This window comes from Deltaproteobacteria bacterium (genome assembly GCA_021737785.1).
Lineage (GTDB): Bacteria > Desulfobacterota > DSM-4660 > Desulfatiglandales > Desulfatiglandaceae > AUK324.
Map to the genome: position 1 here is coordinate 51,997 of JAIPDI010000004.1, position 20,999 is coordinate 72,995.

A 20,999-nucleotide genomic window follows, 5' to 3' on the forward strand; every position below is an offset into this window, starting at 1 on the left:
CGGTTTTCAATTTATGCCCCTCGTGCTTTTCAAGAGGAGATCATGCCCCTTGGGTCCGCAGTTGAAGAGGAGATCAAGTGCAGACAGGTTGGGGAGAAACGGTCCCCATAACTGGGGATACACCGGGGGGCGGGGATTGAAAAATTCCAGGGAGATCCCGGTTCTTTGAAATCGGTCTGCATCGAGATATTTCCCGGCCCCGGCCTGGGCCAGAAACCGGGTCGCTCCCAGTTCCCTGCAGATGTCCACGGACAGCCGGGGTTCGTCACTGTCGACCCTAAGATCCGACAGAAGGACAACCTTTGCCGGGATTCGGAGGTGCGCCATCATGTGTTGAATGACGTTCAGATTGAGATCCACAAGCCTGTCGAACCTTTCCGAGAAAAGCCCCTCCATGAAAGGCGCATGGTCCTCGAAAAAGGGGGCGTTTCTGTAGGCGCTCTTGAGGCTGGCCAGATGTTTTGCAGCCCAGCGGCCTTCATTGCAGATCCTGACCTCATGGATTTGCTGCAGACCGAGCCCCTTCTTCCAGACCGGAATGGTCAGCCAGAGGACGCCCTGGTCGTTCTTGAACCGGTTCCGCGTAAGCCAAGTGGTTCCCCTCGGGAACTGGACCCTGTCCATGAGGACAAGGATGTCCGATTGAAGGGCCTTGGCAAAGAAGCCGGCAAATGGGGCAAAATAGGGCTGATAGGCGGATACGATCATGGGAAAAGAGCTATAGTGACTAAAATGACTAAAGTAAGGTTAAGGACCTTTCCACCCGCGTCTGGTTACGGATTGAAATTCTGGCGCATTTTCCCGTATCTCCACATATGGACCATGGCCTGGGCGGCCCGTTCCGGCGTGGGAAAATTGAGCAGGGCACCCGATGTCTCCAGGTCGGCGATGGCCTCGTCCCATATACCGGGTGGAGACACGATGCACGATATCAGCGGTTTTTCCTGTTTCCATTCCTTCAGCAGGGGGGTGATGCCGCTGACCGCATCCTTGTTGGCAGATGCAAACATCATCAAGAGGAGGATTCCGTCCACGTTGTCATCATCCATCACCGTCCGGATGATCCCTCGAATGGCCGCCGAGTCATACCAGGCCGGCCCCATGTCCACAGGATTGGTTCGGAGGGCGAGGGGGGGGAGGAGGGAATTGATGGTCTCCTGGGTACGGGGGGTGAATGGGACGATCTGAAGACCCCCTGCCTCGCACACGTCGCAGGTGGCCATGGAAGGCCCTGCCTGTCCGGAGAGGACAGCCATGCGGGGACCTGCCGGGAGAGGACAGGCCGAAAAGGCCTTGGCCGTATCCAGAAGGGTCTCGGTGGTGTCAATGGAGATAATTCCGGTCTGGGCAAAGGAAGCGGTGTAGATCTCATGACTCCCGGCCAGGGAACCGGTGTGGGATCGGGATGCGGCATCTCCGGTCTTTCCGGTGCCGGTCTTGTATGCAAGAATCGGTTTACGACCCGTGGCCTGCCTGGCCGCTTCCATGAGGGCCCCGGCCTCATCCATCCCTTCTATGTAAAGGACGATGACCCGGGTATCCGGATCATCTGCCAGAAACGCCATCATCTCAGAAAAATCCACATTCAACCGGTTTCCCAGGCCCACGATCATTCGAAAGCCCATATCCATCCGCATGGCCATAAACCCGAGCAGATGGGATATCCCTCCGCTCTGACTCACCAGGGAAATGGCCCCTTTTTTCAGCAGGGAGAACTCGGGGGTAAATGAGGCATTGAGATCGGCCATGAAATTGATCATGCCGAAGGTATTGGGACCGATCACCGGGATGCCGGCCCCATCGGCAATGGCGGCAATCTCTTCATGAAGCACCGCGCCCCCCGGATCATCGATCTCCTTGAATCCTGCCGTAATCAACACGATTCCCTTTACGCCCGCAGCCGCACACTCCCTGAACACCCCCGGCACCCGACCCGCAGGCACCACCACAACGGCAAGATCCACTCCCCCGTCACAGGCGGAAACATTAGGTATTGCCGTCAATCCCATGATCTCTTGAGTCCCCGGGTTCACCGGGAAGATCCTCCCCGGGTATCCTCCCTGTGTCAGGCTCTTCATGACGTGGAACCCCAGTTTGTCCGGTTTGTCCGAGGCCCCGATAACCGCCACCGATGCGGGATTGAACAGCGCCTTCATGTGAGTTACCTGTGGTTTCGTATTCATGCCGATCCGTCCTTTTTCTCACTCAATTATCGATGGTCTCGTAAAAAGTCAGGAAATGTCATTTCTCGTCATTCCGGCGAAAGCCGGAATCCAGTATATTCAATCAGTTACAAAACCTCTGGACCCCGTTTTTCAACGGGGTGACGACTTTTTACGAATGCATCAATTATTGGCCCGCATATTTGCACGGTGGATGCGTGAGAGTCAAGGCTTTCCGCCCAAATTTGATATGAGCGCTCTATCCGCCGGGGTAATCATCCCTTCCTTAATCTTCTCCGTCAATAAGGCTGATGCCGATGATCTCAGCTCCTGAGTCTTGCCCGGTTTTTTAGCAGGACGGTACACTACACATAGGTCCATATGGGTTGGTTAAGAAATGAATTGGTAAAAATGTAGATATATACATCTACATGTTAACAGATAATATATTTCTATTACGGACATCCGCGAAATAAATATGGCGTTTGTTGTCGAATGACACGAAAATATCAAAATTGTGCCGTCAAAAAAATAGAATAGCCCTCAGTAGCATGTTATGATTGAGCCTGAATAGTTAGTTAATGATGCCAAAAAGATTTTCAGATAATATCAAAAAACATATTGACACAAAATAACTCAAAAAGGTAATAAATGTCTGCTTGCCCCAACCGCAGAAAGTATGCATTCCGGATTTCCGATTGAGGACGCGTTAAGAAAGAGGGGAGTTCGATTTTTCAGTTATGAGACATGGTTTAAAAAAGCTGCAGTTCTTCGGGCTTGCGGGCCTGTTTGCTCTTTTGCTGTTTTTCGGATCAAACACTGTCTGTCCTGCCCAGGGTGAGGCCCTTGAGCAGTTGCTGGAGCTCCTTCAACAGAACGGCGCCATCAGCAATGAACAGGCCGCGATGATCATGACCACGCTGAAACAGGATCAAAAGGCCCTTGCGGCTCGTGAACAGGAATTGAAGAAGCGGGAAATGATCTTGCTTCAGCGGGAAAACGCATCCAGGGAAAAAGAAAAGGCCTTTTCCATTAAAGCAGTCGCAGACGAGGGGGGAAAAAAGGAGGCGTCTGTCTCGTCGCCTTCCGAAGAAACCGCACAAGTGAAAATGTCTGGTGGAGAGACTCAAGAGGTCCTTCAAAAAGATCCGGAAAAAAAGGAGAGCGCTTTTACATTGGACGCGGTCTTCGATGAGGGTTTTTATCTGCGCTCTCGGGAAAAGGACCTGTTTGAGTTGCGCATCGGCGGACTGTTTCAGGAGGATTATCGGTACTTCAGCTATGACAGCGATGCGGATCCCGACAAGAATAAATTTGACATTCGTCGGGCCCGATTGCTGCTCACCGGTCATCTATACCGCATGTTCTCTTACAAATTCCAGTACGAGTTCCAGGGTGCCGGAAGCCGCAACCTGCTGGATGCCTACGTGGATACCTCTGTTCTTCCGTTCATCTCCTTTCGAGCGGGGCAGTTTAAAGAGCCCTTCAGCCTTGAACAGTACACTACGGACCAGGACATCCCCTTTGGCGAACGGGCTACGGGCTACTACCTGACTCCGGGCCGTGATGTGGGCCTCATGGCCCATGCATCCTTTTGGGACGATCGAATCTACTACGGTGCGGGTATTTTCAACGGCGACGGTCTGGACGACACGGTGGGCGGCGATTCGGATTCTCCGGAATTTACGGGCCGGATTGTCTATGCCCCCTTCAGGAACATGGGCATCCCCCTGGCGGACGGGCTGCAGATCGGGGGATCTTACAGCTACGCCAAGGCGGATCGAAACAATGTGAAGGTGGAGGTGAAAACCGGTGGATTAACCACATTTTTCAATGTGAATTCAGCGGCCAAATTCAACATTATCCGCGAGGTCGATTCCCGCACCCGTTATGGCGCTGAAATGGCCTGGGCCTACGGTCCTCTGCTCCTGTGGGGGGAATACATTAATCTGCGGTTCTCGGATGTTGAGACCAGTGATGCGGAGTTTGACATCAATGTGAAGGAACATTACGGGGCACTGCTTTGGATGATTACCGGAGAAAAGCCAGCCCTTGAACATGGGGTCATTCAGGCGATCCGGCCGCTGCGGAATCTGGGGCAGGGCGGCTGGGGGGCCCTGGGTCTGGCGTTTCGGTATGATTACTTCGACGGGGGCGATGCGACCTATAAATACCTTGTGGAGCCGGGGATTTCGGTTCGGGAAGCCACGGCCTACACGGTGGCTTTAAACTGGTATCTCAATCCTTACCTCCGTCTGCTGATCAATGCCACAAGCACCCGGTTTGACCGACCCCTGTTGATTATGAAGGATTCTCTCACCGGGAAAGCCGTATACAGCGATCGTGAAGACGTCGTGACGGGGCGTATTCAACTTCAATTTTAGCCGGAGTTTGATTGAAATCAGGAAATTAACACAACAGCACGGGAGGAAAAAAATGAAAAAGTGTGCAGCCATTATGGGGGCCATATTTATGGTCATGGTCACGGTATCGGTGGTGTTATCCGCGTACCATCATGAAGGAGAGACCGATTCACAGCATTTTGTAGCCCAGTATCCGGACAAAGCAGGTACAAAACTGGATCACTGTGCCCTCTGCCATACCGGAGGGCAATACGAACAGAAACCGGGTAAATGGGTGAGCCTGGGCAGCTGCCAGTGGTGCCATCAGAGCTATGGATACGACGGCAGCGGAAATATCGTGGATACCCTGAATCCCTATGGGATGGATTATCTGCTCAACGGCCGGAACCAGAATGCCGTCGCCGCCATAGCGGACAAGGATTCTGATGGGGATGGATACAGCAATGGGGTGGAGATCGCCGCGATCCGATATCCGGGCAACGCCAAGGACGATCCCACCAAGGTGCCGGCGCCGAGCCGCGTGTATACCAGGGCCCAGCTGGAAGCCATGGGCCAGCATACCCAGTTTCTGCTCATGAACACCGCTCGGTCCGGTGATTTTTATGCTCAGTATAGCGGGGTACCGGTGGAAGATCTGTTGAAGGATGCGGGTATCCTGGATTCCGCATCGGGCATCACGGTGTTTGCGCCGGATGGGTGGTCTGACTATCATCCCCTTGAGGCGGACCCGGATCCCGAACTCTATCATGTGAACGGCATTTATCCCCAAGCCGTGTTTTACTATGATGCCGAGGCGGACACCGCCATTAACGTCACGGATGGCTGGTGCGATTACGGTGCCCCTTCCTGTGCGGGGCGAAGCCATGGGGATACTATCGTCAATGAAGACGGCCTGAAGATGATTCTGGCCTTCAAGCGGGAAGGGCAGGCTATGGAACCCGGTATATTGGGCGACGACAACAAACTTTCGGGGGAAGGACCATTTCGAATCGTACCGCCTCAGAAAGTAACCTCTCCTCCGGACCAGGGCAGTACCGCCGCCAATCAGGATGTGATATGGCCCTATGATTATGACTGGGACCACAATGCCGGTTCCTCCACCCGGACTGTGACCATTATCCGGGTTGAACCGCTCCCCGAAGGGACCACGGATATCGATGTTCTGGAAGCCGGCTGGCAATATGTGGACCAGGAAAAAATCATTGTCTACGGCGCCATCACGGATACCAACCCTCCTGTTGCCGATATCAAGGTCAACGGCCAGGACAGCCCTGTAGCGATTTCAAGCAACGATTCCATTTCCGTCACTGTCGGGCTCACCCCCGGCAGCCGGGCCGGACAGATGGCCGACTGGTGGGTGGCTGCATATGAATCGAATTGGGGGTGGTTCAGTTATGTCTACGCCATGAGGAGTTGGACTTCAGGGATTGCACCCTGCGTTCAGGCGGGACTGTTCAATTTGTCGCCTGGTGTTGAGGTGTTCAACGGCAAGCTGCCTGCGGGGATATATAATTTTCATTTTGCCGTGGACAGCAATGCCGATGGTCAACCAACGGGCACCTGGCATGATACGGTTAAGGTGACTGTCCAGTAGCCGCGGCACGCAACTATTCGGCAAAAGGGGCAGGAACGGAGACGTTCCTGCCTTTCTTGTTTTTCGCGAAGATTTTTTCTGAAATTTGCAGATAGGGCCAATCCGGATCATCTCCGTATAACTATTGCTTTTAAAGTCTGGGAGATAATCCAACAGAAGCGAACAGGAGTAAGCCACATGACGCCGACACGAATAAAACGAATTTGCATCCTCATGTTCTTCGGGTTGTTGATGGTGTTTTCATATCCGTGCAGCGCGATGTCTCAGCCGCGATTCACCATTATCGATCTGGGAACCCTCGGGGGTGAAACGAGTTTTGCCTACGGAGTGAATGAGAAGGGGGCCGTCGCGGGAAAGTCCAAAACAGACAACGGAGATGTCAAGGCATTTTATTGGGATGCCGTCTCAGGGATGGTGGACATCGGCCCTGGAAAAGCGCTGGGGATCAATAACGAAAGCCGGGTCGTGGGCAATATCCATCACCACAATGACGATGCCTTTATCTGGGATTCGGTCGACGGGCTTTCTTTCCTTAACAAGGGAGATTTTCTCTTTGCCACGGCCAACCAAATCAATCATTCCGGAAAGGTCATCGGATATGCGCGAAGATTTAACGATGTCGAGGGAACCAGCGCCGTACTCTGGGACCCCTCAGTCGATACCCTGACCATCCTCGGGACTTTGGGCGGACCCAGTTACGCCTTTGGCATCAACAGTCTTGGTGATGTGGTAGGGAACTCAGGGAGCCCAAGTCGCGCCTTTATCTGGAACAGCGTGGAAGGGATGAAAGATTTGGGCTCTCTTGATGAGGAAGGGTGGCGGTACTATGCCACAGGCATCAACGATAGTGGAGAGGTTGTCGGCTACATCAATACGTTTTCAGATGAATACCGTGCCTTCCTGTGGGAAAAGGGCGCAGGCATGACGCTCCTCTTAGGCGAGGGCGAGAGCCTCGCTTTCGGTATCAACAATCATGGGGATGTGGTGGGCGCCCAGGGAACCCTTATCGGAATCGAGGGAAAGGCATATTTATGGAAAGCGGGTCAACGAATCGATCTCAACCATGCAATTCCCGTTGATTCCGGATGGGAGCTGAGGGAGGCCAGAGGAATTACGGATGGGGGTCATATCTGTGGAACCGGCCTGATTAAAGGTGAGATGCATGCCTTTTTGTTGGCGCCGGTTCCTTCGGTTAAGGCTGATATCAAGGCCAATGGCTCTGATTTGCCGATAACTGTGTCGCCGACAAATGTCGTCTCCATAACCGTTACGCTGGACCCGTCTTACGATGCAGGCCGCGAGGCTGATTGGTGGATTGCTGTCCGGACGTCTTTTGATCCTCCCTTGGGTTGGTACACCTTTGTTTACCACAAGGGATGGGGCACTGGAATTGCCCCGTGTTTTCAGGAACCCCTGTTTACCCTCAGTCAACCCTATGAAGCACTCAACAACCCTCTTCCTGAGGGAGATTATGTGTTTTATTTCGGTGTGGATCCTTTGGATGCCGCACCTTTGGGACCCTGGTGGGGACTGGATAGCGTTGCAGTAAAGGTGCAGGATTAGCTGGGATTCGATTTATTTCGGGGTATCGACTTGCGGGAGGATGAGAGTTTTTCTTTCGAGAATTAATGAGATGCGGTCTCATCGAGGGGGAGCGAGGCCTAATGGTATTTCCGGATATTTTGAGTTGTTTCAGGTTGTCTCAGAAAAAAATTATCAATTAATTTTTAATGGTTGACAAATTATCATATGGAATCCTAATATCGGGCTCGAAAATCACACCGTTTGCACCCATATACCATTTAGCCCAGGCCCCTGCAATCCATAGATCGAAGAAAGGAAAGATCATGGCGATACGGATAGATCGTCTGTGTAAGCACAGGTCATTTAGGCGAATAATTGGGTCCTTTTTCATGCAGGCTTTTCTGGCCTGTCTGGGATTTCCCTCCACAGCACTCTCGCAGACCCCCGATGCCGAGAAAACCGGAATCTACACCCTGGGTGAGGTCGTTGTCTCAGCCCAGAAGGAAGGCGTCGAAACAGTGGGGACGTTCCGTGAAGTTACCGCGGAGGATATCCGGAACAAGGACGCCAGGGACCTGGCCGAGGCCCTTGAATTGTTGCCGGGCGTGGAGGTCAGGACCGGGGCCGAAGGGACCCCCCGCGTGGATTTGCGGGGATTTCGTTCCAGACATGTCCTCCTGCTGCTGGACGGTATCCCCCTGAACTCAACATTCGACGGGCAGTTTGATCCTTCGATCATACCGACGGAAAACATTGCTAGAATCAAAGTCAGTTATGGTACCAGTTCTGTTCTTTACGGGCAAGGGGCACTTGCCGGTGTTATCAACATTATCACCAAAAAGGGTAAGGACGGGTTCCAGGGCATGGCTTCGGGAGAGATCGGTGAAGGGCTTGAGCGTCTCGGCCGGTTCAATCTCTCCGGGGCTAAAAAAAATGCGGACTTCTTCCTGAGCGGGAGTATGGCGGCGCAAAGAGGCTTTCGTCTGTCCGATGACTTCGATCCCACCCCCCTGGAGGATGAGGACCTCAGGTCCAACAGCGACTCCAGGAGAAACAACCTTTTTGGAAATATCGGATATTCACCCACGGAAGACTGGGATGTCGGTCTGGTGGCGAGCTATACCAAGGGAAACCACGGCGTTCCCGCCAGCACCAGGCAGAGCACCAAGACAGACCCGGATCCGTTTGCCAGCAACCCGAAATACGAACGTGTCAATGACCTGGAGGGTTTCTCCGCACAGCTTTCAACAAGCTATGATCTGCCCGGCCCGGCCGATATCCGGGGATGGGTCTATTTTAACAGCCTGGACGAGGAGAGAACCCGGTACGACAACAGTAACTACAATTCCATGAACAGCAAGGGAAGCTATTTTGAAGACGGCGACTCAAAGGTCTGGGGAGGCGCCCTGCAGGGGAGCTACGATCTGAAATCATTCGGTTTCTTCACCATCGGGCTGGATGCCCAGCGCCAGGACTACAGATCCAGCGGAAAAGTGAGGGATCTGCAGATAGGAAAAAATTATGAATTCAGATACTTTGATAATAAATCGAACCTCGACGTATACGACGCCTCCATCGAATACGAGGTGTCTCCGTTTCAGAATTTCGGGGTGGTCTTAGGATACAGCCACCACTGGCTCGACAAGCAGGAAGGTTCAAATGACAATGACAACAGCTATCTGGCAGGGGTCCATTACGATGTCCTGAAAGACACCCGGCTCAGGGGATCATTTGCACGAAAGATCCGGTTCCCCACCATCCGGCAGCTCTACGAAATGGAGTATGGCAATCCCGATCTCGAGACAGAAAAATCCTACAACTATGAGCTGGGAATAGAGCAGGGCCTTCCGCTGAACAGCCGGGTGAGCCTGACCGGTTTCCGGTCAGATGTGAAAAATTACATTGAAAAACTCTTCAATGACGTACCCTACGAGAATAATGACGAATACCGTTTTCAGGGCATTGAATTAACGGCTGAAACCCAATTCATGAAGAATCTGATGTTGAGGGCCGGATATACCTTTCTCGACACCGAGGACAAGTCTCCGGGCACGGAAAAGGATGAACTCCAATACCGGCCCAAACATAAATTGACCTTTGAAGGGAAGTACACCTTTGTCTGCGGCTTTTCAGCGTACATGAATGTCATCTATGTAGCCGACCAGGTCTATTATTCCAGGGATACGCCGCTTGAGAAGAGGGACCTCAACAACTATGCCCTGGTGAACATCAAATTTGATCAAACGCTGTTGAACGGCCTGTTGGATGTCTTTGTAGGGGCCGACAATCTTTTTGACAAGGATTATGAGGAGAGCTACGGGTTCCCCATGGCCGGCAGAACGGTCTATGGAGGGGTCGAGGTTCATTTTTAGGAGATAATGGATGCGCGTTTTTATAGGCTTTGATGATACGGACGTGATAGGCGCCGATCGCGGCACCGGCAAACTGGCGCGGTGGTTTGAAAGGGAACTCCCGGAGGGATGCAGTTTGTGGGGCGTGGTGCGCCAGCAGCTTCTCGTCCATGACGGAATACCTTATACCTCACACAACAGCTCCGCATGCGTGGTTGTCAATATGCCGGATAGGTCGCTCCTGGAGCAGCTCACGGCCAGGGCGATCGCGCATGTAAAACGATATTCTTTTGACGGGAGCGATCCCGGGGTATGCGTGGCGTGCGAAGACCATTCAACGCTGCCGGAACTAATGGACTTCGGTCGCAGCTGCACCAGACGGGTGGTCAGCCAGAAGGAGGCCCTGCGGGCCGCGTCAGGGGTGCATCTTTCCGGGCACGGAGGAACGGATGACGGGATTATCGGGGCGACTGCCGCGGTGGGACTCACCGCCTCCGGCTGGAGCGGCCGCCTGATAGAATTTAACGGGCTTCGCAACTTCCCGGATGTCGTGCCCGTGGCCGATCTGGAGCGCTCGGATATCCTGGTGGTCTCCCTTGACAGAAACGCCCAGGTCCCGGCCCCGGAAGACCTGGTTCATACCAAGGGATGGCTTCGGCCAAGACTCTGGGGCAACAGGGCCGTTATCAGCGTAAAGGTTATTGCCAATGGCATCTGGGAGTCGTTGGGAGAGAAACGAAAGAAAACAGACCATAAGCAGGAAATTGTCATTGGGGATGAACTGCCGGTCAGGTATCCGACCGTTGCACTTGGCGAAACTGGGCTATGAACTGCCTGAGATTTTCCGCCTGACGCTCCATGTAGTGGGTCCATAGGACCAAGACCTCTTCCCCTTCGGGGGTTACATGATACACCCGTTTGGCCGGACCGGTTCCCTCGGTCTGCCATTCGGAAGCAACCAACCCCTCTTCCTCCATCTGGCGCAGGTGGCGGTAGATCATGCCTGGCGGCGCATGCCCCTCCACGAATCCGAACCGCTGAATCTCCTGAATGAGCTCATATCCATAAGACGGTTTCATGTAAAGCCCCAACAAGATGGAAGGCTGAATATAGCGCTCCTGTTTCCCGTGGGAGACCCGAGAGGGCCTTTTCTCTGAGAGGCCTATTTTTTTTGTTGACATATATGCTTCAAGGATATAGGTTCAAAAAAACAAATCCACCTTTGATCAAGTTTTCATGCAAAGCGTCACAACGAGAAAGGAGGCGGCCATGGGCGGTAAAATCTTTGTCCGTGAAAGACGGAAAATTGAACAGGGTGAAAAAAAGCCCCGTTTCAGGGTGTTGGGGGTCAGCGGCATTGACCTCAAGATTTATGTGAAGCATATGCGCAACAAAGAATTGGCCCAACTGGCCGAGGCTACCGGTGCCGAGATTGTCTATTTGAAGGCCGGGAAAGAAAAAAAGGGCGAAGGGGCAGCGGCCTGAAAAAATCGCGCATGAGTGGATGTGAGATCGGGAGGGATCGGCGCATGTCAGTGCCGCTCCACCCGTCTGACATCCAATGCAGGAATCCCTTCCTGATCAACATCTCAAATCCAATCCCCATTCCTACCGGACCACCGCTTCACCATACACCATAAACGCCACGACTGCACGGAATTGAAACAAGGGCCGCGCAGCCACACCACGAAATTTCCTTTAACTCCAACATGAAATGAACTACAATTTATAAGGATACGGGCTCGGGCCGGTCACCCTTTGGCCGGAGCCCCATGATCAGCCATGGGGTCGCATGAGCCTGAATGCCTGCCGCAGAGAACAGCCCGTCGCGATTTTATCAGGATACTGTTCAACTGTGCGTCATCCCCACAGAAATCCTTTTTCCAATACTTGGGATCATATGAGCAAAGGCAACGACGTGTCAAGCATGAAGCACCTGGATCCGAAGACAGGCCCATGAGGATGCAACCTGTCTTGGAGGTCAAGGACTACGGCTATTATTATCCGGGGGCAGAGGCGCCTGCCCTGGAGGGCGTATCGCTCGCCGTGGGCCTGGGCGAATGCGTCTGCCTGAACGGCCCTTCCGGTTCAGGGAAAACCACCCTCCTTTTGGCAGTCAAGGGCCTCCTGAAGGGAGGACGTGTTTCAGGTTCCATACAGATAGCCGGGTCGGGGCCGGGCTCGTCCCGCGGCATGGTCTTTCAAAATGCCGAGACCCAGATCCTCTGTACCACAGTGGAGGATGAGGCCGCCTTTGGTCCTGAAAACCAGGGCCGTGCCCCAGAGGATATCCAACGGAGCGTGAAGGAGAGTCTGGAGCTGGTGGGCCTCTCCGGATTTGAAACGCGAAATGTGGAACACCTCTCAGCCGGTGAGAAGCACCGTCTTGCCGTCGCTTCCGTCCTCTCCATGTCGCCCAGGTTTCTCCTCCTGGACGAACCGACCGCCCAGCTGGACCCGCCCGGAAAGGAGAGGCTGGTCAGGATCTTGAAGAGGTTGAAAGATGAGGGGCACACCCTGCTGATCGCAGATCACGACCTGGCCCCCTTTTGCGAACTGGCCGACCGGTTTATCCTCATGGAACGGGGCCGCCTGCGGGAGACCCTAAATGAAATGCCTCCCATCGTACCGGTGCCCCCCCCGGGTCAAGGCCGTGGCGACAGATCTTCCGCACTCGGGGCCGGACCTTTGTTGATCCACGTAAAAGACCTCCACCTGGCCGGGGCCGACGGCCATCCGCTGTTTCGCGGTCTTGACCTGAAGATCTGTCAAGGCGCCCTCGTGCATGTCTTGGGGGAGAACGGTGCGGGAAAATCGACCCTGTTACAATCAATAGCCGGGCTGACACAGGCTGATTCAGGGATGATTCACATCTCCGGCATTACCAAATTAAGGCCCGAAGCCCTCCTGGGAAAGGTGGGGTTCATGTTCCAGAATCCGGAACGTCAACTCTTTGAAGAGACGGTTTACGCGGAGGTGGGATTTTCAGTCAAGCGGCTGGGGCTTCCCCCCCGTGTGGTTCATGAACGCGTCCTGGAGGCCCTTGCCCTCTGTGAGGCAGGCCACTTGAGCGCCCGGTCCCCCCTTACCTTGAGTTTCGGGGAGCAGCACCGCGTTGCAATGGCATCGGCCATTGCTCCGCAACCCGCCGTCCTGTTGTTGGATGAACCCTTTGCCGGGCTTGACTTCGGACAGCGCGGGCGTATTTTAAGGATATTGTCACGGCTCAGAAAGGAGCGTCATACCACGATTCTGATCGCATCCCATGAATATCTGCCGGATGGGGGCTGGGCAGACCAGACGCTGAGGTTGAAGGATGGAAAAATCGGCGCCCTCTGAACGCAAAAAAGGCCGGCCGAAGGGAGGATATGCCTTCCAGTACTGCGCAAACGACTCCCCTGTACACCGGTTGGGGGCGGGCTGGAAACTGGCCCTGTGCGGGGCCCTGGGGGCACTGGCCGTCGCGGCGAGGGTCCCATGGGCCCTGGGCGCCCTGTTGGCAGTCAATCTGGTGTACTACTTTGCTGCGGGTTTGGGCCTCAGGGACTTCTGGCGGGACATCCGCATCTTTCTGATCCAGACGGCGATTATCGTCATCCTCTATGTGGTGAAATACGGCCCGGCAGAAGGACTCTGGCCGGGGATTCGAACCGGCGTCCAGATCCTCCTCTTATTCTTGCCGGGGGTGGTGTTTGTTCGGACCACCCAGGGATCTCAGATGATGCGAAGCCTGAAGCGGATCCTGCCGGAATGGCTTTCATTTGTCCTCTTCACCAGTTTTCGTTTTCTCCCGTTCTTTGCCCGCGAATTCCGCGAAATCGCCATGGCCCAGCGGCTTCGAGGGGCGCCCATCGCCCCGCGCCAGGTATGGAAACCGAAACATTGGAAAGACCTCTTTAACTGTCTCATGATTCCACTGATGGTCAGAGCGCTCAAGACCGCCAAGGAAGCAGCCCTCTCCGCTGAAGCGAGGGGTTTTGGAGAACGCCGGTGATGCCCATGAAGAAACAATTTACCCTTCAGGAGGCCATCTGTCTCGGGTTCTGCGCCAGTTTTATCGTCATTACCCGCGCGGGGCTGCGCCTTCATTTGAATATTCCGGGCCACGCCATGTTCTTCACCGTATTTTTCCTCATTCTTGCCAGGGGGTGCGTTCCCAGGATGGGTGCCGCCACCCTGGCGGGGCTGGTGGCAGGATTGCTGTCCATGCTCCTGGGAATGGGAAAAGGTGGACCGCTGATCCTCCTCAAGTTCGTCGTGCCCGGGCTGATTGTCGATTTAGGGGGGATCTTCTATCCAGGATTTCCGGGGAGCTATCTGGCCTGCGCCCTCATCGGGGCCAGCGCCTCGGCAAGCCGTTTCCTCACCATTGTCGTCGTCGAATGGGTGATTGGGATGGAGTGGTCCCTGATCCTGCAGCATGCGGCCCTCTCGTCGACCTTCGGTGTTCTGTTCGGCGCCGCGGGTTCACTGATGGCGCCGCCGGTCGTCCGCAGACTGAAGGGAAGCGGGCTGATTACCCGGGGCCCGTGAACCGGAACGCCCTGATTCCCCTTCGCATATCAGATTCTCCCGACATACCTTCTCAAAGGAGGGCCCTCCTGGATACGACGTATGATGCCCCCATTCCGCCGCCTCTCCTTCCTTTTCAAGACCACAAAAAAGAATCTGCCCTGACATCGGTGACAGCATTTCCCTGCTGATATTTGATAGATCTTCCGATAAGGCGACGCGAAGGTCAACGTCTGGAGAGTAGGCGGCGGTTGTATCTTTTTGTGCCAAGGATTTCAGTAAGGAGTTTGAGGAAGAATACTTCAGGCGGCCTTTTCCAAGGGGAGATTTTCAATGGTTATGTTCATCAAATCCCGCGATGTCAATTTTTTGCTCGCATCCAGGATTTCGATACCCGCTACATGCCGCTTTTTATCCAGATCGATGGAGATGCCCTCTTCAACATCGATGTTATCCTCAACATATACATCTCGTAACTGGATATACAGTGCGTCGGCCTCTCTATCGTACTCAATGCGCATGCTTAGGTAACCCTCAGATATTTATCTGAAAACTTCTTCCACACATTCCTTCGGCCTTCGAGGGCAGGCTCCTCAAAATCAGGAGAAGCAATCGCGGATGCCACATCGGCTTTTGCAATCCTACGCCACCGCATTCTGTTTCTTGCGTGCCGGGTATATGTGACGGGTTTCATTCACAACCATGTTATCAGGTCTTATGGCCGGTGAGCAACAGGAAAGTGTTTACATTTTCTGCCAGTTTAGCCAATCGGGCGATAAAATCGTTCCGGTCGATGTTGTTGAAGAATATCGTTTGTTTCATTGCCTCGATCCATCACGTGGTGCATAACGCCCGGCGCGCATCCCATCGTGCTAATCTCACCATAAAAGGATACGCTCATGTTCCCATATATAACCATCACCTTCTGCGCCAGCATCCCCCACTTCCCATTCCCAACCCATACACCTTCCCGAGAAAGGATATCACAACCATCGGGCTGGGAGAAAACGTTTGGGATATCCATTCTGGCCAGAAAGACGTCTCTAGCCATTAGAAGGAAATTACAGGCGCCTGGGACCGCCAGCGAGTACGTGGCTTTATCTGTACCTGTCAATAACGGCATATATCGCAATCATATGTCCGTGCTCAGGATATCCCGAGATTTTGTTTGGTCTGCCTGAATAATCGGGCTACTCAGGGAAACTGGAGGGGAGGTGGCGACCGGCAAAGCCTGGACACCATGAAACTTGGAATCTCCAAATGCAGGCCAATCCTGCAGCGGATGGCCGATATTACCCTTTGGGCATAATCCCTCTATTCCTGTTCAATATTAACAACCGATCCCTCTTCTGCATGAAACCCGCTCTGCAAAGTCACAATTGGCGCCCTGAACGTAACCGTGGCCCCGCTTTGCACAGCAACGCCGGCTCCGATCGCGATGGATGCCTTGCTTACGCATTCGCACAGAGTGCGTGAATAAATTATGTAAACTTGTAAACTCAGTTTCTTGGTTGATCAAACTCGGCGCTTCGGCGGTCAGCGGCAGGGCTGACATCTGACCCCTGGGTAAGGGGTGGTGATGGGGGAGTGAGATTACGCACATCAATTCATAATGTGGTCTTTGCCGACGCAGACCGGATAGTCAGTAGTCGAGGAGCAGCCTACCTGGCCGGTACAAGCCGTTCTGTCGGGACGGGGTGGCATTGATCTCCGCTTACCGGCCGGCCATATACGATGCGATCCGGTCGATGACGTTCTGTTCAAGGTTGAAGAAAAAGAAAGCATAATCGTAGTTGTGATACCAACCCGGGAGCGTATTGTAAGGTTTATTCAGGTTTTGGTAGTACCCTGGCGACGGCAAAGTGTTTGGGTCGATCACTAAGGCGCCGTGATTGTTTTGGGCACCGGTGTAGCCGACAATCACTATGGCGTCGACCTCTGTGCCGCCAATGAGACATTTTTCCCAATCGGGCTCGATTTGGCCTGGAACCTGGCTACCGGGGGGAGGCCCCAATTGGGGCTTTACCGGCGGCGGCTGGAACTTGTAGAAGACCGCCCCGAGATTGGCCGTGGCAGGGGCGGCGGCGGGCTCTGTTTCATTCGGAGGGGTTGCAACCCAAGTCAGCGGATTGACGCTGTACGCGTTCGCTTGCACGATTCCGGTCGGAAAAGGGGTCGTTTGTGAAAAATCACCGGGATTTTGCTGCGTGTTGTATGTGACGATGCATCCGGTTTGCTCCTTGCTGTCGCAGATACCGAGCAGAGACAGGTCAGGGTAGTTTGTCATATCATCGGCGGTGACTGACCAGCCGATCACGTAGGCGGCGACCAGAAGCCTGCGGAGTTCCGGATCCGAGAACCGCCGCTCCAAAAGCATAAGCAGCAGGTTGGAGCCCTGACTGTGGCCCGCGAGAATAAACGGGCGCGGTCGTCCATTGGCGTCTTTGTTGTATTGAGCCAGATAGTAATCGAATGCGTTCTCGACATCCTCGTATGCGATTTCCAAGGCCGTGTTTGCGGCATCGCTGTTTTCCGGTTGTGTTTTCCAGAGCAGGGCTTCGAGAACGTTGGGGCCTGCCGCCTGCCGGTAAAAGGGTGCGTACAAATTGACGCCCGCTTTGTAAAAGACGCTTGCTTTGGATTCGACCTGAGCCTGAATTGCGGGATCGGATTGGGCCTGCTCAATGGTCTGGTTCCAAGCCGCGGAATATACATGGTCATCGCTATCCAGATTGGGGAAGTAGGTTGTGGGATACAGAAAGAATACATCCACCGGTTGCGACGCACTCTCCGGGAGAGTCTGCCAGTTGCTCGAAAGAGAATACTTGTTGGCGTCGCTGGCGTGGTTATCGTTGCAGGCAACACACAGAGTGAGCCCGGCAAGCATACTTATCAATGCCAAACAGATTTTCACCGTCTTCACTTTTGATTCTCCATCTTGTTGGGGGGACGTCCGGGACGTAGTTGAGTTTGGTGAATTAGTCGTGCTGCTGACACACCTCTTCGCCAATAGGCAATGCTGAGGGCCACAGAATACAAAACCCTGTTCTCCATGTGTATGGGCCAACGGGGTTTAAAGGCACATAAATTATGTTGCATCCTCTTTCCCTTGCGTGCCTGCATTGGCACGGCTTTGATCCGATCCCGTTGGGCCTATGCGTTATTCCCGACGTCACGTTATCGGTAAAGGGCATCGCCTCGGATCGGCCCGGCCAAGGGTTTAAAGAAGATAAACAGCGCACATGTTGCGCTGAAAAGACTGCATACATCTCACTGCCCCCAAAAGTCAAGACAAAGCATTTTTCGGTTGAAGATACTGGTGGCCTGGGCAAGGGATATGGGAATCGGTTCCGATTGACAAGAATCTGGAATATCGAGATATGTTTCGGAAAGCTCACAGCTCTCAGAGCACCAAAAACCGTTGATATGCCTACGGTTCCTTCCTGAGAACATTGCATCGAATCCTAAAGATGCCTCCCTCAATCTACCCCATCCTATATCTCAAAACCCCAAATATGGTCAAGCTCAAAAAGCCTGTGATATCCATCGGCCGGGTGGGTGGTTAAAAGCGACTGGAAGGGATTTTGATGTGAAGAATTGGGCTTCGTGAGCCACAGGAGCTACCAGCTCGCCCTAATAAACAGCACCCATCCGATCTGCTCCTGCGGCAGATTGGTTTCTCAGGCGGCCAACGATAGGAGTGCTTTTTCAATCTCCGGGTATAAGGCGTCAATTTCTATTTGAATATCGATGGTCAGTTTCAAGGCTGTGACAATGCGGCAGTAGGTGCGGATGTCGTCCAGGTCGAGACGACGTTCCCGCCGGTCCTTGAGCCATTTTTCGCAGACCTGATACCCGCCGATGCGATAGGTCCATACGGCCTCGGGCACGGGGGCAAAGTACTGGGTCGCGTTAATGTGTACCCGCTGCTTGTCCGGATCGTATCGCAGGCCTTCCTTTTTCCCTTTACCGACGCGTTCATCCCCATGGCCCTCGAACCGGCACGCGGGCGGGTCCAGTTCATCCGATTTAAGGAGATGCAGCCCCGTCAGCCGCTCTCCCAGTCCGGCCATCTTCAAGAACAGCTCCCCATCACTGGTGAACGGAATGCGCGGGAAGTCCATTCTCAGGAACTCGGCATATTTCGCACGGTACGCAGGGGCATAGAGCACGGCGTAGATGTAGTGGAAGATCTCCTCCGGCGAAGGCTGGGCGCCATGGGCTTCAGTCAACGAGGCAATCAGCTTCGGCTCCAGATTTGGCTGGCGTTCGGCAGATTCCAGATGGGCAAATAGGCTACCACAATTGGTAGTGGGAGAGAGGTAGAGGGGAAAGACATATCCCCGCTCTCGTGTTCCATTGGAAACCATGCAGTCGTCCGTCACGTTTTGACTGACCATTGCATGAAACCAGCCAGGCCTGGATAACTGGCGACACGTCATCAGAGCGAAGTTTTTCCCTGCCAACATATGTCCCATTACTTCTGGCCGGGGCATACAAATAAATCCCCGTGAGTGGCCGGTGTAGTAAGTGAATCGCATATCGAAAGGGCGATAGAGAACCGGCACAACCTTTTCCCTTGTCGGTCCCGAGTCCAGCAGGTCTTTCTGAGCAAATTCGACCTTCCAGTCGCGTGCGTCTTTTCCAAGGCCGTACGCCTCCCGTGCCATTTCGGGGTCCATCTGGGAGAATAGCCTTACCCTCTGTCAAATCTCTTCGGCTGTCCACCCGATGGTCAGTTTATCGCGCGCGGTGACAATGCCCACGCTGTTGACGGGAAATATGTTTGGAACGGATGGGAAACGCTGATAAACGGCCTCGAGGGCGTTGTCACGCGGCACAAACAGATAGGAAGGAGAAGTAGGCTTCAGCTCGGTCCATTCGGTATCCTCAAGACCGTCGCCGTCCAGCCAGGCATACTTAGCCTCCCTCAGTCACCATGGTCGTTGTGGAATGGGTGATTGGTGTGGATCGGCGCGATTGAGGAAGGCCTTCCGCCGCCTACTTATGCTATGGGGGCGATAAGAACTTTGTCTACTCGTCTCCCGTCCATATCCACAACTTCAAAACGCAAGCCCTGCCATTCAAAGTATTGTCCGACCGTGGGGATACCCTGAAGCTGGCTTATCATGAGCCCGCCAACCGTATGATACCTTCCGTTTTTTTCATTCGGCAACTCCGCTGTTTTCAGAATCTCCTTCAGCTCGTCTATATTCAGAAGACCATCCACCAGCCAGGACCCATCCTTTCGTTGTTGGGCCTGCGGTTCAGCGGAAGGTTCACCGGCAGTAGGGATATGCCCGACGATATCTTCCAATATATCATTATGGGTGATCATCCCCTCGATGCCGCCGTATTCATCGGTGACCAGGGCAATATGTATCCCCTTTTCCTTAAATAACTTAAGCACATTCAAGGATGACATGCCCTCATGAACAAACAAGGGAGGGCGCAATAACAGTTTGAGATCGAGGGGTTGCCGGTTTAGCCTTTGCGCCAACATGTCTTTTGCCCGAACCACGCCAAGGATGTTCTCAAGGCTACCCTTTGCTACAGGAAAGCGCGAATAATGATATTGCACCAGTTTGTGCCTGATATCTTCGAGAGGCTCATCAATGTTCAGCCAGACAATTTTCGTACGGGGGATCATGGCTGCGCCTACAGACCGGTCGTCCAGCCGTAACACGTTTTCAATCATATCTTGCTCGGCTTCGTCAAAAATACCGCTCTTTTTCCCTTGTTCGATGAGGCCTCTGATCTCTTCATGGGTGACAACCGGCCTATGGGCCGGTTTAACGCCCAACAGGCGGATAACGAGATTGGTGGAGATCTCCAGTAACCGCACCACCGGCAAGGCTGTCCTCGTCAGGAACTGCATGGGGGGTGCCATCATGGAGGCAATTCGTTCGGGATTGTTCAGCGCCAATCGTTTGGGGACGAGCTCTCCAATGATGAGGGATAGATAGGTAATAACGACCACCACAGCGCCGACACTGATAACGTCGCTGTATGGAGCGAACCAGGGGAATGTATTCAAATACGCCGCCATTTTTTTTGCAATCGTTGCCCCGCCAAAAGCACCGGCGAAGATACCCACAAGCGTTATACCTACCTGGATGGTCGCAAGAAACTGGTTCGGATTCTTGGCGAGTTTCAATGCTGTTTGGGCTCGTTTATCGCCAGAGTCGGCCGAATGTTGTAAACGGATTTTTCGGGCAACAACAACAGCTATCTCCGACATGGCAAAAACACCGTTCGCCACAAGGAGCAGGAAAATAATGATTATCTCCAAAGCCAGGTCTTTCAAGCTATGTCACCTTTCTGTCGACCCTATCGTGCGAGGACGGGACGGCACCGGATCAGGGACCCCTATATCATGTTTCTCCAGGCGATGACGGAAGCGCCTGGGTGGCGGGCCAAGCTGTGATATTGTGAAATCCGAATCCGGCTACATCGGGAACACGCAACCCTTTCCTTTCTTGCAACATGTTGG

The 20,999-nt window shown here is 53.7% G+C and carries 16 protein-coding genes and 1 pseudogene; 9 read left to right on the forward strand and 8 right to left on the reverse strand.

Annotated elements, in window-relative coordinates:
• Positions 1-6: 6 nt before the first annotated feature.
• A complete protein-coding gene (locus tag K9N21_03485) occupies positions 7-708 on the reverse strand; it encodes a WbqC family protein (GenBank protein MCF8142963.1) in 702 nt (233 codons plus the stop codon).
• 65 nt (positions 709-773) lie between these two features.
• Positions 774-2,183 carry a CoA-binding protein gene (locus K9N21_03490; GenBank protein MCF8142964.1) on the reverse strand — a complete coding sequence of 470 codons (1,410 nt, stop codon included), beginning with the start codon at positions 2,181-2,183 and terminating at the stop codon, positions 774-776.
• 719 nt (positions 2,184-2,902) lie between these two features.
• Here K9N21_03490 and K9N21_03495 point away from each other — a divergent pair.
• The 5 genes and pseudogenes from K9N21_03495 to K9N21_03515 all read left to right on the forward strand — a co-directional run bounded on the left by K9N21_03495 (position 2,903) and on the right by K9N21_03515 (position 10,745).
• Entirely contained in the window at positions 2,903-4,546 is a 1,644-nt protein-coding gene (locus tag K9N21_03495) for an OprO/OprP family phosphate-selective porin (GenBank protein MCF8142965.1), read from the forward strand.
• A gap of 52 nt (positions 4,547-4,598) precedes the next feature.
• A complete protein-coding gene (locus tag K9N21_03500) occupies positions 4,599-6,119 on the forward strand; it encodes a hypothetical protein (protein MCF8142966.1) in 1,521 nt (506 codons plus the stop codon).
• Between the two features lie 177 nt (positions 6,120-6,296).
• A complete protein-coding gene (locus K9N21_03505) occupies positions 6,297-7,682 on the forward strand; it encodes a hypothetical protein (protein ID MCF8142967.1) in 1,386 nt (461 codons plus the stop codon).
• A gap of 350 nt (positions 7,683-8,032) precedes the next feature.
• Positions 8,033-10,015 (forward strand): TonB-dependent receptor, encoded by a 1,983-nt coding sequence (locus K9N21_03510; protein ID MCF8142968.1) that lies wholly within the window; start codon positions 8,033-8,035, stop codon positions 10,013-10,015.
• A 10-nt stretch (positions 10,016-10,025) separates the two neighbouring features.
• Positions 10,026-10,745: pseudogene (locus K9N21_03515) on the forward strand (hypothetical protein).
• Positions 10,746-10,782: 37 nt separating this feature from the next.
• Here the strand turns inward: K9N21_03515 and K9N21_03520 are convergent.
• Positions 10,783-11,175, reverse strand: a complete 393-nt coding sequence (locus tag K9N21_03520; protein MCF8142969.1) for a PadR family transcriptional regulator — start codon at positions 11,173-11,175, stop codon at positions 10,783-10,785.
• Between the two features lie 88 nt (positions 11,176-11,263).
• On the opposite strand from K9N21_03520, the gene K9N21_03525 reads away from it, so the two are divergent.
• The 4 genes from K9N21_03525 to K9N21_03540 all read left to right on the forward strand — a co-directional run bounded on the left by K9N21_03525 (position 11,264) and on the right by K9N21_03540 (position 14,527).
• Positions 11,264-11,479 carry a hypothetical protein gene (locus tag K9N21_03525; GenBank protein MCF8142970.1) on the forward strand — a complete coding sequence of 72 codons (216 nt, stop codon included), beginning with the start codon at positions 11,264-11,266 and terminating at the stop codon, positions 11,477-11,479.
• 477 nt (positions 11,480-11,956) lie between these two features.
• The gene (locus K9N21_03530; GenBank protein ID MCF8142971.1) at positions 11,957-13,333 is read left to right on the forward strand and encodes an energy-coupling factor ABC transporter ATP-binding protein; all 1,377 of its coding nucleotides are present in this window, start codon (positions 11,957-11,959) and stop codon (positions 13,331-13,333) included.
• Entirely contained in the window at positions 13,311-13,988 is a 678-nt protein-coding gene (locus K9N21_03535) for an energy-coupling factor transporter transmembrane protein EcfT (GenBank protein ID MCF8142972.1), read from the forward strand. Before K9N21_03530 ends, K9N21_03535 begins: the two co-directional genes overlap by 23 nt.
• Positions 13,989-13,993: 5 nt before the next feature.
• A complete protein-coding gene (locus K9N21_03540) occupies positions 13,994-14,527 on the forward strand; it encodes a hypothetical protein (protein ID MCF8142973.1) in 534 nt (177 codons plus the stop codon).
• Between the two features lie 281 nt (positions 14,528-14,808).
• Here the strand turns inward: K9N21_03540 and K9N21_03545 are convergent, their stop codons facing one another.
• From K9N21_03545 to K9N21_03565, 5 genes are all read right to left on the reverse strand, one after another.
• Entirely contained in the window at positions 14,809-15,027 is a 219-nt protein-coding gene (locus K9N21_03545; protein MCF8142974.1) for a DUF2283 domain-containing protein, read from the reverse strand.
• 2 nt (positions 15,028-15,029) lie between these two features.
• Positions 15,030-15,200, reverse strand: coding sequence for a DUF4258 domain-containing protein (locus K9N21_03550; GenBank protein MCF8142975.1), 171 nt, complete (start codon positions 15,198-15,200; stop codon positions 15,030-15,032).
• A gap of 1,020 nt (positions 15,201-16,220) precedes the next feature.
• On the reverse strand, positions 16,221-17,429 hold the full coding sequence (locus K9N21_03555; protein ID MCF8142976.1) for a DUF3089 domain-containing protein: 1,209 nt from the start codon (positions 17,427-17,429) through the stop codon (positions 16,221-16,223).
• 757 nt (positions 17,430-18,186) lie between these two features.
• A complete protein-coding gene (locus K9N21_03560) occupies positions 18,187-19,188 on the reverse strand; it encodes a helicase (protein MCF8142977.1) in 1,002 nt (333 codons plus the stop codon).
• 323 nt (positions 19,189-19,511) lie between these two features.
• On the reverse strand, positions 19,512-20,813 hold the full coding sequence (locus K9N21_03565) for a hemolysin family protein (protein MCF8142978.1): 1,302 nt from the start codon (positions 20,811-20,813) through the stop codon (positions 19,512-19,514).
• Positions 20,814-20,999: the final 186 nt, after the last annotated feature.

What these genes read in the sequence shown, in the direction of transcription:
- K9N21_03485 (MCF8142963.1), bottom strand. Translation starts at nt 708, where the DNA reads ATGATCGTATCCGCCTATCAGCCCTATTTTGCCCCATTTGCCGGCTTC.
- K9N21_03490 (MCF8142964.1), bottom strand. Translation starts at nt 2,183, where the DNA reads ATGAATACGAAACCACAGGTAACTCACATGAAGGCGCTGTTCAATCCC.
- K9N21_03495 (MCF8142965.1), top strand. Translation starts at nt 2,903, where the DNA reads ATGAGACATGGTTTAAAAAAGCTGCAGTTCTTCGGGCTTGCGGGCCTG.
- K9N21_03500 (MCF8142966.1), top strand. Translation starts at nt 4,599, where the DNA reads ATGAAAAAGTGTGCAGCCATTATGGGGGCCATATTTATGGTCATGGTC.
- K9N21_03505 (MCF8142967.1), top strand. Translation starts at nt 6,297, where the DNA reads ATGACGCCGACACGAATAAAACGAATTTGCATCCTCATGTTCTTCGGG.
- K9N21_03510 (MCF8142968.1), top strand. Translation starts at nt 8,033, where the DNA reads ATGCAGGCTTTTCTGGCCTGTCTGGGATTTCCCTCCACAGCACTCTCG.
- K9N21_03520 (MCF8142969.1), bottom strand. Translation starts at nt 11,175, where the DNA reads ATGTCAACAAAAAAAATAGGCCTCTCAGAGAAAAGGCCCTCTCGGGTC.
- K9N21_03525 (MCF8142970.1), top strand. Translation starts at nt 11,264, where the DNA reads ATGGGCGGTAAAATCTTTGTCCGTGAAAGACGGAAAATTGAACAGGGT.
- K9N21_03530 (MCF8142971.1), top strand. Translation starts at nt 11,957, where the DNA reads ATGCAACCTGTCTTGGAGGTCAAGGACTACGGCTATTATTATCCGGGG.
- K9N21_03535 (MCF8142972.1), top strand. Translation starts at nt 13,311, where the DNA reads ATGGAAAAATCGGCGCCCTCTGAACGCAAAAAAGGCCGGCCGAAGGGA.
- K9N21_03540 (MCF8142973.1), top strand. Translation starts at nt 13,994, where the DNA reads ATGAAGAAACAATTTACCCTTCAGGAGGCCATCTGTCTCGGGTTCTGC.
- K9N21_03545 (MCF8142974.1), bottom strand. Translation starts at nt 15,027, where the DNA reads ATGCGCATTGAGTACGATAGAGAGGCCGACGCACTGTATATCCAGTTA.
- K9N21_03550 (MCF8142975.1), bottom strand. Translation starts at nt 15,200, where the DNA reads ATGAAACCCGTCACATATACCCGGCACGCAAGAAACAGAATGCGGTGG.
- K9N21_03560 (MCF8142977.1), bottom strand. Translation starts at nt 19,188, where the DNA reads ATGGACCCCGAAATGGCACGGGAGGCGTACGGCCTTGGAAAAGACGCA.